The sequence below is a fragment of the Mesorhizobium sp. M7A.F.Ca.MR.245.00.0.0 genome (genome assembly GCF_003997415.1).
Classification (GTDB): Bacteria; Pseudomonadota; Alphaproteobacteria; order Rhizobiales; family Rhizobiaceae; genus Mesorhizobium.
This window is the reverse complement of sequence record NZ_RZTE01000028.1, coordinates 70,331-80,985: the sequence shown is the minus strand read 5'-3', so window position 1 is coordinate 80,985 and position 10,655 is coordinate 70,331. Positions and strand designations below refer to the sequence as shown.

The following is a 10,655-nucleotide window of genomic DNA, read 5'->3' as shown; positions in this document are numbered from 1 at the left end:
CCCGCCCCTCTCTCCCCGTCACTATAGGATGTCCGGCAGGACAGTGAGGGGCAGCGCCAACGTCAACGATTGCTCCGTTCGGCCAGAAACTCATGACGCAGTAGCGCTAATGCATCTCGCTCAAAAGTCGCGACGCGCTTTAGGCTGAAAATTCCTTGATCCAGCACTGATTTTGACGCATATCCGCTGCGAACTGAGCTAAAAGTTCCGCCAGCCGGACCAGCGCCCATCGTGGAAGTGCCCCGCCAGCTGATGCCATTCGAACGGGGCCTCTTTAAATCATGAAAGCAGAACAGATATCGCCGGACCAGCGCTATGCCGCGTTCCGCCATCGCTCCTTCCTGATCTATTGGGCGGCGCGTTTCCTCACCACATTCGCCACCATGATCGTGTCCGTCGCGGTCGGCTGGCAGATGTACGATTTGACCCGCGACCCGCTCGATCTCGGCCTTGTCGGCATCGTCCAGTTCCTGCCGTCGCTGCTTCTGGTGCTGGTCACCGGCGTCGTCGCTGATCGCTTCGGCCGCCGCCTGATCATGGCGCTGGCGGTCGTGGTGGAGGCGATGTGCGCGCTGGCGCTGCTGTTCCTGACGCTGCGCGGTATCAGCGGGCCGCTGCCGATCTTCTGCGTGCTTGCCATGTTCGGCGTCGCCCGCGCCTTTTTCGGTCCGGCCTCCGCCTCGCTGTTCGCCAATCTGGTGCCGCCTCAGGATTTCGCCAACGCCATCGCCTGGAATTCATCGGCCTGGCAGACGGCGACCATCGTCGGCCCGGTCGCCGGCGGCCTGCTCTACGGCGTGTCGCCGGAAGCGGCCTACGGAACCGCCGCCGTCCTGATGCTCGTGTCCGGGCTGCTGATCTTCACCATTCCGAAGCCGTCGCAGCGGACCGAGTCGGAAAAGCCGACGATGCAGCACCTGCTCGGCGGGTTCAGCTACATCTGGAGCGAGAAGATCGTGCTCGGCGCCATCTCGCTCGATCTGTTCGCCGTGCTCCTGTCCGGCGCCTCGGCGCTGCTGCCGGTCTATGCACGCGACATCCTCCAGCTCGGCCCCTGGGGCCTCGGCCTGCTGCGCTCGGCGCCCAGCATCGGCGCCATTTGCGTCGCCATCTGGCTGGCCGGGCATCCGCTTCGCAACCACGCGGGCATGATCATGCTGGTCGCCGCCGCCTCGTTCGGCGCCTTCACCGTGCTGTTCGGCCTTTCCACCATCACCTGGCTGTCGATCGTGGCGCTGGTCTTCCTTGGCGCCACCGATATGTTCAGCGTCTACATCAGGGAAACGCTAATTCAGCTGTGGACGCCCGACGAGGTGCGCGGCCGCGTCAACGCCGTCAACCAGGTCTTTGTCGGCGCCTCCAACGAGGTCGGCGAATTCCGCGCCGGCACGATGGCCGCGCTGATCGGCACGGTGCCGGCCGTGGTGATCGGCGGCATCGGCGCCATCGCCGTAGCGGGCCTGTGGATGGTGCTGTTCCCGCAACTGCGCAAGGTGCGCCATCTCGACGGACGCAACTGATCTTCCTCCAGTTGACAAGCCAAAATGCCCCGCCCCCGTGCCACAGGAGCTCTCATGATCACTTGCTACCTGAAATATGTCATCGACCCCTACAAGCTTGCCGAGTTCGAAGATTATGGCCGTCGCTGGATAGCTCTGGTCAACCGCCTCGGCGGAAACCATCACGGCTATTTCCTTCCGAGCGAGGGGGCGAGCAATATCGCTTTTGCCATGTTCAGCTTCCCGAGCCTCGCCGACTACGAGGTCTATCGCAAGCGTATGGCTGCCGACCCGGAATGCCAGGAAGTGTTTGAAATGGAAAAACGCAATCGCAGCATTCTCAGCTACGAGCGCAGCTTCCTGCGGCCGGTGCTCGAACCTTAAAGCGCGTCGCGTCGAAACAGATTCACGCGCCGCGCTTTAGGTCTTGTTTTATGCATGTCGTTTTCCCAAAACCGAGGTCGCTTTTGGGCGACATGCATTAGCTATCTGCTCGGCTTGCCGAAAATCATCCGCAGGAACTCGTCCAGCCAGCGCTTGAGATGCATGTCCCAGATCAGCCGGCCGCCGAGATGATCGCGGCCGGGCTGGGCACCGGGCAATTCGAAGCGATGCGCGCCGCGCACCACCCAGCGCTGCATCATCACCCTGGTCAGTTCGCCATGGAACTGGATGCCCCAGGCATTGTCGCCGTAGCGGAAGGCCTGGTTGGGATAGGTCTCGGCCGTCGCCAGCAGCGTCGCGTCCCTGGGCAGCGAGAAACCCTCGCGGTGGAACTGATAGACCATCTCCGGCCAGTGCATCAGTTGCTTGCCGGCTTCGGTCGCTTTCAGGGGATACCAGCCAACCTCGACCAGCCCTTCACCGTGTCCTTCGACCTTGCCGCCGAGATAGTTGACCAGCATCTGTGCGCCGAGACAGATGCCGAGACATGGCCGGTTCTCCCTCAGCGGTATTTCCAGCCAGTTGGTCTCGCGGCGAACGAACTCGTCCTCGTCATTGGCGCTCATCGGGCCGCCGAACACCACCGTGCCGGCGTGGTCGTCCAGTGTTTCGGGCAAGGCGTCGCCAAGCGGCGGCCGGCGGATATCGAGGTCGAACCCTTCTTCCAGCAACATGTGGCCGACACGCCCCGGGCTCGAACTCTCCTGATGCAGCACGATCAGTATCTTTGGCTTCGAACTCGTTTGGCGCGGCATGGGAAGGCGAAGATCCTATTCGTCGCTCGATGTTCCGGTGGCGCCGGGCGCGTGCGCCGCTGCCTTGCGGCGCGCCTCGACGCGATCATGGCGTTCGACGCCGATCAGCTCGGCGACGCGCCAGACGGTGTTGTCCTCGAGCTCGTGCAACTCGCCGTCGGCATAGACGATTTCCCACATCAGGCCGATGAAGGCCTTGCGCGCATCGGCATCGAGATGCCGCTTCAGGACACTGGTGAAGGCATAGAGATCGATCGCCTCATTGTCGGCCCGCTCGCCGGCGGCGGCAAGCGCCTCAAGTTCCGTGCCGCTGATCGAATAGCTCTCCGCCAGCACCGCCTTGAACCGTTCCCACTCGACATCCTGGCGCACGCCATCGGCATTCATCACATGGTAGAGCAGCGCCGAGGCGGCGATGCGCGGATCGTCCGTGCTGGCACGAGTGCCAGCGCCGGCCGGCAAATCCCTGAGAAACGACAGAACGCGTTCAAACATAGATCCATACCCCAACGGCCTGACGGCCTGCCCAACTCAAAACAGCCGAAACCGGCGCGGCGATTTCTCCGCTTCCTCGTCCGGATCGACGCCGGGATCGTCCGGCAACCGCGCAAGCTCCTCGGCCGGATCGACGCCCTCGGCATCGCTCGGCACCGCGGCGAAGGCCGCTGCCGTGATCGGCCTGACATGATCTTCTTCGCGACTTTCAGCTTGCTTGCCCGCCGACGTCTCGCCACCGGCGTCATCGATCACCTCGATCGGCCCTTTTTCGCTCGTCGGCTTTGCCAATGCTTCGATGACCGGCACCGCATCGGCTGGCAAGTCATCATGGCTGTCGATCAACTGGCCGAGACGCTCCATCGGCGCACGCCACTCGAAGGCGTCGAGCCGGCCGGTGATCGGCGACACCGGCGCCCAGCGTTCCGACACCACGCCGTCTGCGACCCAGGCCGGATCGCGCGGCGCCCGCACCGCCCGGGACAGCAGCTGCCGCACCTTGCCCTGATCGCCGGTTTCGGCCTCCTCGATGTCTGCGAGCAGCAGATAGGCGCCCTCGCGGCGGTCCATCCGGATCGCCGCCTCGGCCTCGCGGCGGGCGGTCGAGAAATCCTGCGCGTCGAGCGCGGCGCGCGCCATCGTCATCGACGATTCGGCGTGGTTTTTCTTCATTTCCTGCAGCTTCTTCGCCCGGGTGAGGCGGTCGAGCACGGCGTCGCCCGGCCTTGCATGGGTATAGAGCTCGGCGACCTCCGGATGCGGCTCGGCCTTCCAGGCCGCCTCGAGTATCTTCGAGCCCTTGCGCACATCGTTCTGCTTGAACAATGCGGCCGCGGCGGCAACGGCGGCGGGCGCGAAGTCCGGCCGTAGCTTGTTGGCCTCGATCGCCGCAGTCCTGGCGGCGGCGGGGTCGCTGTCGGCAAGCGCCTGCGCCTTGGCGGTCAACAGCACGGCGCGGCGGCGGTTGGCGGCATCGCGCTCGATCTGCCGTTTCGATTTCTGCGCGTCGACCAGTTTCAGGGCGCCGTCCCAGTCGCCGCGCGCGGTCAACTCTTCCAGCGTCGATTCCGCCGCCCAGGCCAGCTGCGGCGCCATCACCGCGGCGCGGCCGGCATAATGCCTGGCGGCGTTGCGGTCGCCGAGCCGTTCGGCTTCCAGATAAAGCCCGCGCAAGCCCAGCAGCCGCATCTCGGGATCGTCGAGCATGCTCTCGAATTTCTGTCGCGCGCTTTCATGATCGCCTTCGAGCAGCGACGCCTGCGCTTCCAGCAGGTGGATCAGCGGCTCCTGGTCGGAACGGATCAGCTTGGCGGCTTCCTTGGTCTTCTTGCGGGCCAGCGCGCCATCACCGGCGCCGGCGGCAATCATGCCGGTCGACAGCGCCTGATAGCCACGATCGCGGCGGCGGACACGGAAATAGCGCGAGATGGTGTAGGGGCTGTTCCACAGCGACTTGAGCAGCCACCACAGGATCATCACCGCGGCGACCACGGCAACGACGGCCACCGCCGCCACCATCAGGCTGACCTGGTATTGATAGCCGTTAAAAGTGACGACCATGTCGCCCGGCCGGTCGGCCAGCCAGGCAAAGCCCAGCCCGAGCGCGAAAACGACGATGAGGAAGGCGAGCAGGCGGATCATTGTGTTGCCCTCATGCCTTCATCGCGCCCGAGATCAGCGCATCGACCTGGGTTTCGACCTCGATGCGTGCCTTCAGCTTGCCGGCAAAGTCCGCGCCAGCGGCCTTTGCGGCCTCGGGCAGCGTTTCATACTCGCTGAGTGCCTTCGCGTAGTCGCCCTGGTTGACCGCCGCCTCCATGCGCGCGACGGTTTCCGGTGCGCCGGCGCCTTCGACGGCGCCGATCGGCCTGACCTTGACCAGCGATTCGGCGCTCGACATCAGATTCTGCAGGAAGCCGGCATTCTCATCGACGGGCGTCGCGGCAGTGACCATCGCATTGGCGGCGGCATCAGCCTGCGATGCGATCTCGGCGCGGGTCGGAACGCCCTTTTCAGCATAGGGGCGCAGTGCCGCAAGCTGCGGCGCATCGGGCGAAATTGCCGCGAGGGTTTCGAGTTCGGCCGAAAACGGCCCGCCACGCTCGAGCGCCGCCTTCAAGGCCGACGCCGCGATGGCAAGCGCGACCTTCGGCTGCCCCGCCGCCGCCTCGACCTTGCCGGACAGCTGCGACACAGACTGCTCCAGCGCTGTCAGCCGGCCCTCCTGCGCCGTCGTAGCCTCGCCGGCCGACTTCACCAGCGCGTCGAGGCCAGCCAGTTTCTCGTTGAGCGGACCGAGATCGACCGGCGCCGAGCTGCCGGCCTTGCCGAGGGCGGCGACCGCCGTCTCGATCTGCGCGACCTTGTCGCCCAGTGCGGCGACCCCGGCTGCGTCGCCTGCTCCACCTTTCTCGACAGCCGATTTCAGCGCCGCCACATCGGCCTTGACCTGTTCAAGGCCCGAGGACAGGCCGACCATCTTGGCCGCTCCATCGCCGTTGCCGCCGGCGTCCTTCAAACCGGCGATTTCGGTCTTCAGCGAGGCGATGTCGCCGTTGACGCTATCGAGCGAGACGCCGGCACCGGAACCCGGCGCGCCAAGCAGGCCGGCAAATTGCAGCCCGCCGGCGCCGACCAGCGCGATGACGCCGCCGATGATGCCTGCGGCGACGCCGTTGAGGCCGCCGCGCTTTTCAGGGGGTGGCGCCATTTTCTCGTCGCGTGTCTCGGGTTTCGCCTTGTTGCCGTCGGTTTGCGTGCGCTTCGCCGATGCGTCCTCGAAACTGTAATCGTAAGCTTTGGTCTTGCCGGCCGGCGCATCGGACGATCCGGGACCGTGGGACGATCCGGGCTCGTCGGACGATCCGGGATAGGGGATCTCGGCCTCGCTAGCGGGCTTTGTCGCCGCTGCCGGCGGCTGCTCCGGCTCGGCCTTGGCGTCGGTATGCTCCCAGGGCTCGAGATCGGTCTGGTCGGCGTGAACCGGCTCTTCGGGAACCTCGGGCTGCGAAGCGTTCGCTGCTTCCTCGGCCTTCGCCTCGTCTGTCCGGGCCTCCTGCCTGGCGGCGTCCTCGTCGGCGATGCGTGAGACGGCGCCCGGCTCGAGATCGATGGTCACCGGCTCGCGGCGGCTTTTCGAGTGTCGCATCTTCGGCGTCTTGACCATGCCTGGGCTCCGCACAATTCGCTTCGTCTCAACGCCTAGCGGCGCATGATGGTTCAGAAAGGGTCTAGCACATCACCAAGCGGTGAAAAGGGGCGGTGTGATGACGCGGCTCAGCGCGGCGCCTGCAAAAGCGCCAGCAGCACATCCTCGTCGGGCTGCGCGGCAATGCGGATTCTTTCGCTGGCGACACCGTCGAAGGCTGCCGCGATGCGAGTGGAAAGCGCAAAAACCCATGTTTTTTCGAAGAGACCGCGCAGAGCGGGCCGTCTTGCCAAGGTCTGCATCGCCGCCGCCGCCTTGGCTGAATAGAGCAACACCGCGTCGGCAGGTTGCCCCGACAGGCGTTCGAGGATGACTTCGTCCGAATACCCCATTGTCAGCGTGTCATAAGTCTCGACGGCGTGGACCCGAACGCCCGCCGTCCCGAGCCTCTGTTCGAACGCCGGAAAACGCACGCGTCCGCAGAGGTAGACAATCGTCTTTCCAGAAAAATCGGCGGCGAGACTGTCGGCCAGCGCCTCCGCATCGCCCGGGCCTTCACTGACCGACAAAAACCCCGCTCGACGCGCCGCTTGCGCCGTCCTTTTGCCGACCGCATGGCAAGGCAAGCGTGCGAGCGTCGCGATGATTTCTTCCGGCGCATGGCGCACGGCATTGGCGCTGGTGACGGCCACCGCGACGGCATCGTCCAGGATCAGTCCGGCGGCGACAGGCAACGCCTTTGTTTCGGTCAGGGGCAAAAGAACCGGCTGAAAGCCCGTCTCCTCAAGCCGATGCGCTGTGCGCGAAGCACCCGGTTCCGGCCTGGTCACCAGGACGCGAAGCATTTCAGAGCCAGCCGTCGAAGAACTTTTCGCCGGCCTTGGCGCGCACGCTCCGGGCCGCTTCACCGCCGATGCGGGCGGCGTCTTGCGCCGGCCCCTGCAGCTCGACCGTGTGCGACTGCATGCCGTCGGGCGAGATGATCAGCCCGGCGAATGACAGTTTTCCGGCCTCGATCGCCGCATAGCCGGCGATCGGCGTGCGGCAGGAGCCATCGAGCGCCGCCAGGAAGGCGCGCTCGCAGGCCAGCGCCTGGCCGGTCGGCACATCATGGACGGCTGCCAGCATCTTTTCGACGTCGCGGTCGCCGATACGGGTTTCGATGCCGATCGCGCCTTGCCCCGGCGCCGGCGGGAAGACATCGAGCGGTATCAGGTCGGTGACGACATGCTCAAGCCCAAGCCGCTTCAGCCCGGCATAGGCCAGGATCGTGCCGGCGGCGACGCCTTCTTCAAGCTTGCGCAGCCGCGTCTGCACATTGCCGCGGAACATCACCACGTCGAGATCCGGCCGCATCCGGCGGATCAGCGCTTGCCGCCGCAGCGACGACGAGCCGACTTTCGCCCCGCGCGGCAGTTCGGCGATCGTCTTCGCCGCCTTGCCGACAAAGGCGTCGCGTGCATCCTCTCGCGGCAGGAAGGCCGAGAGTTCGAGACCGTCGGGCAGTTGCGTCGGCATGTCCTTCGACGAATGCACGGCGATATCGATCCGGCCCGCCAGCAGCGCCTCCTCGATCTCCTTGGTGAACAGGCCCTTGCCGCCGGCTTCCGACAGCGGCCGGTCCTGGATGCGGTCGCCGCTGGTCGAGATGACGACCACCTCGAACGCCTCCGCCGGCATGTCATGCGCGGCCATCAGCCGCGCCTGTGCTTCATGCGCCTGTGCCAGCGCCAGCGGGCTGCCACGTGTTCCGATTCTCAAGATTGTTTGCATGGCGCGCAGTCCGTGATAACCCCCCGGCAAGCGAGGCTTTTCCGGGGTTCTCCTAACGGGGAAAGCCCCATGATACAATCTTTAGGGACAGCGACGAATTGATCCGCGTGCTGGGCATAGAGACGAGTTGTGACGAGACCGCCGCCAGCGTGGTGGCCATCGACGGCGACGCCGCGCCAAAAATCCTGTCCAACATCGTGCTCAGCCAGATCGAGGAACATGCCGCTTTCGGGGGTGTCGTGCCGGAAATCGCCGCGCGCGCCCATGTCGAGGCGCTGGACGGCATCATCGAGGCGGCGCTTGCCGATTCGGGCACAGCGATCGCCGATATCGACGCGATTGCCGCCACCGCCGGCCCCGGCCTTGTCGGCGGGCTGATCGTCGGGCTGATGACCGCCAAGGCGATCGCCGCGGCGGCGAACAAGCCGCTGATCGCCATCAACCACCTCGAAGGCCATGCGCTGACCGCAAGGCTGACCGACGGGCTCGACTTTCCCTATCTCTTGCTGCTGGTCTCCGGCGGCCATACGCAAATCGTCGCCGTGCGCGGCGTCGGCGATTATCAGCGCTGGGCAACGACCATCGACGACGCGCTCGGCGAAGCCTTCGACAAGACCGCCAAGATGCTTGGCCTGCCCTATCCCGGCGGACCGAATGTCGAGAAGGCGGCACAGGCCGGCAATGCCTCGCGCTTTGCCTTTCCGCGCCCGATGAAGGGCTCGGCCCAGCCCGACTTCTCCTTCTCCGGCCTCAAGACCGCCGTGCGCCAGGCGGCGAGCGCCATTGCGCCGCTGAGCGACCAGGACGTCGCCGACATCTGCGCTTCGTTCCAGGCGGCGGTGGCCGATGCGCTGGCCGACCGCGTCTCCCGCGCGCTGACGCGCTTTCGCGAGACATTTCCCGGCACGAAAAACCCGGCCCTCGTCGTTGCCGGTGGTGTCGCCGCCAACCGCACGATCAAGATCATGCTGGAGCGACTCTGTGCCGAGACCGGCTTCACCTTCATTGCACCACCGCTGAAGCTCTGCACCGACAATGCGGCGATGATCGCCTGGGCCGGCATCGAGCGGCTGCGCACCGGCATGGCGCAGGAGAACGGCTTCGATTTCGTGCCGCGCTCGCGCTGGCCGCTGGACAGCATCTCGGCGCCGATGGTCGGCTCCGGCCGGCGCGGAGCCAAGGCATGAACGAGCGGGCAATGAGCGGCAACGACACCGCGCCAACCGGCTGGCGCGTTGCCGTGCTCGGCGGCGGCGCCTGGGGCACTGCCTTGGCCTTGGCCATGCTGCGCGCCGGGCATTTCGTTCGCCTTTACGCGCGCGACCCGGAGACCGTCGCCGCGATCGACCGTGGCGAAAATCCACGCTATCTGCCGGGCATTACGCTCCAGCCCGGCATCGTGGCGACGAGCAACATCCAGGCCGCGCTCGACGGTGCCGACTGCGTGCTGGCGGTGACGCCGGCCCAGTCGCTGCGGACTACGCTGGCGGCAGCGAAGGACCATATGCCAGCCGGTGTCCCGCTGGTTCTGTGCGCCAAGGGCATCGAAAGCGAGACCGGCGCCTTGCTGTCGGCGATCGTCGAAGAAATCCTGCCGCTCAATCCGGTTGCCGCTCTGTCGGGTCCGAGCTTCGCCACCGACGTCGCCCGCGGCCTGCCGACGGCCGTTGTGGTCGCTGCCCGCGACGAGGCATTGGCCGCCGATCTCGCCGCCCGCTTTTCCGCCGAAAACCTGCGCTGCTATTCGAACGACGACCTGATCGGCGTCGAGATCGGCGGCGCCTTGAAGAACGTCTTTGCCATTGCCGCAGGTGCCGTCACTGGCGCGGGTCTCGGTGCCAGCGCCCAGGCCGCCATGGTGACGCGCGGCTTTGTCGAGCTGCGCCGAATCGGCGCTGCCTTCGGCGCCAGGCCCGAAACGCTGATGGGGCTGTCCGGCCTTGGCGACCTGCTGCTGACCTGCTCGTCCACCCAGTCGCGCAATTTCGCCTATGGCCTGACGCTCGGCCAAGGCAAGCCGCTTGCCGGATTGCCGCTCGCCGAAGGCGTGCCGACGGCGGCGATCGCTGCCCGCATCGCCACCGAGCGCAACATCGACGCGCCGATCATTGCCGCCGTCGCCGCCATACTGGAGGGTGCCATCACCGTCCGGCAGGCTGTGACGGCCTTGATGACCCGGCCGCTGAAGACCGAAACCAACGATTGATCCCCACGACTTTGAACGATCAGGAGAAAAAGATGCTGTTTGCTGTGATTTGCAAGGACAAGCCCGGAAGCCTGCAGGTGCGCCTCGACACGCGGCCCGAGCATATCGCCTTTCTCGAAGGGTTGAACGGCGACAAGAAGCTGGCCTTCGCCGGTCCGTTCCTTGATGCCGAGGGCAAGCCCAATGGCAGCCTCGTGGTCGTCGAAGCGTCCGACCTGGCTGGCGCCCAGGCTCTTTCGGCCGCCGACCCCTACGCCAAGGCCGGGCTGTTCGAAAGCGTCGAAATCCGCCCGTGGAACTGGACGTTCAACAAGCCGGCGGCTAGTTAATCCCGG

The 10,655-nt window shown here is 65.9% G+C and carries 11 protein-coding genes; 5 read left to right on the top strand and 6 right to left on the bottom strand.

The window, feature by feature from the left end; all coding sequences use genetic code 11:
- The first annotated feature begins 281 nt into the window (after nucleotides 1-281).
- Together EOB80_RS24290 and EOB80_RS24285 are read left to right on the top strand one after the other, a co-directional pair.
- A complete protein-coding gene (locus tag EOB80_RS24290) occupies nucleotides 282-1,520 on the top strand; it encodes an MFS transporter (protein WP_127330239.1) in 1,239 nt (412 codons plus the stop codon).
- Between the two features lie 54 nt (nucleotides 1,521-1,574).
- Nucleotides 1,575-1,883 (top strand): NIPSNAP family protein, encoded by a 309-nt coding sequence (locus tag EOB80_RS24285; RefSeq protein WP_027037386.1) that lies wholly within the window; start codon nucleotides 1,575-1,577, stop codon nucleotides 1,881-1,883.
- A gap of 101 nt (nucleotides 1,884-1,984) precedes the next feature.
- Here EOB80_RS24285 and EOB80_RS24280 read toward each other — a convergent pair whose 3' ends face one another.
- From EOB80_RS24280 to hemC, 6 genes are all read right to left on the bottom strand, one after another.
- Nucleotides 1,985-2,698, bottom strand: a complete 714-nt coding sequence (locus EOB80_RS24280; RefSeq protein WP_127330237.1) for a glutamine amidotransferase — start codon at nucleotides 2,696-2,698, stop codon at nucleotides 1,985-1,987.
- Between the two features lie 15 nt (nucleotides 2,699-2,713).
- On the bottom strand, nucleotides 2,714-3,193 hold the full coding sequence (locus EOB80_RS24275) for a TerB family tellurite resistance protein (RefSeq protein ID WP_127268697.1): 480 nt from the start codon (nucleotides 3,191-3,193) through the stop codon (nucleotides 2,714-2,716).
- A 36-nt stretch (nucleotides 3,194-3,229) separates the two neighbouring features.
- A complete protein-coding gene (locus tag EOB80_RS24270) occupies nucleotides 3,230-4,834 on the bottom strand; it encodes a heme biosynthesis protein HemY (protein ID WP_127330235.1) in 1,605 nt (534 codons plus the stop codon).
- A 10-nt stretch (nucleotides 4,835-4,844) separates the two neighbouring features.
- Nucleotides 4,845-6,359, bottom strand: coding sequence for a COG4223 family protein (locus EOB80_RS24265; RefSeq protein ID WP_127330233.1), 1,515 nt, complete (start codon nucleotides 6,357-6,359; stop codon nucleotides 4,845-4,847).
- A 110-nt stretch (nucleotides 6,360-6,469) separates the two neighbouring features.
- Complete coding sequence (locus EOB80_RS24260) at nucleotides 6,470-7,186, bottom strand: uroporphyrinogen-III synthase (protein ID WP_127330231.1); 717 nt, start codon at nucleotides 7,184-7,186, stop codon at nucleotides 6,470-6,472.
- Nucleotide 7,187: 1 nt separating this feature from the next.
- Nucleotides 7,188-8,114, bottom strand: coding sequence for a hydroxymethylbilane synthase (hemC, locus tag EOB80_RS24255; RefSeq protein ID WP_127330229.1), 927 nt, complete (start codon nucleotides 8,112-8,114; stop codon nucleotides 7,188-7,190).
- Nucleotides 8,115-8,215: 101 nt separating this feature from the next.
- Here hemC and tsaD point away from each other — a divergent pair, with 101 nt between their 5' ends.
- Genes tsaD through EOB80_RS24240 form a run of 3 tightly spaced genes read left to right on the top strand, consistent with a single transcriptional unit; the run spans nucleotide 8,216 to nucleotide 10,649 of the window.
- Nucleotides 8,216-9,301: a tRNA (adenosine(37)-N6)-threonylcarbamoyltransferase complex transferase subunit TsaD gene (tsaD, locus tag EOB80_RS24250; protein WP_206516840.1), complete on the top strand. Its 1,086-nt coding sequence runs from the start codon at nucleotides 8,216-8,218 to the stop codon at nucleotides 9,299-9,301.
- A complete protein-coding gene (locus EOB80_RS24245) occupies nucleotides 9,298-10,320 on the top strand; it encodes an NAD(P)H-dependent glycerol-3-phosphate dehydrogenase (protein WP_127330225.1) in 1,023 nt (340 codons plus the stop codon). The genes tsaD and EOB80_RS24245 overlap by 4 nt, the downstream gene beginning before the upstream one ends.
- A 32-nt stretch (nucleotides 10,321-10,352) precedes the next feature.
- Nucleotides 10,353-10,649 carry a YciI-like protein gene (locus tag EOB80_RS24240; protein ID WP_127269714.1) on the top strand — a complete coding sequence of 99 codons (297 nt, stop codon included), beginning with the start codon at nucleotides 10,353-10,355 and terminating at the stop codon, nucleotides 10,647-10,649.
- The last annotated feature ends 6 nt before the right edge of the window (nucleotides 10,650-10,655 follow it).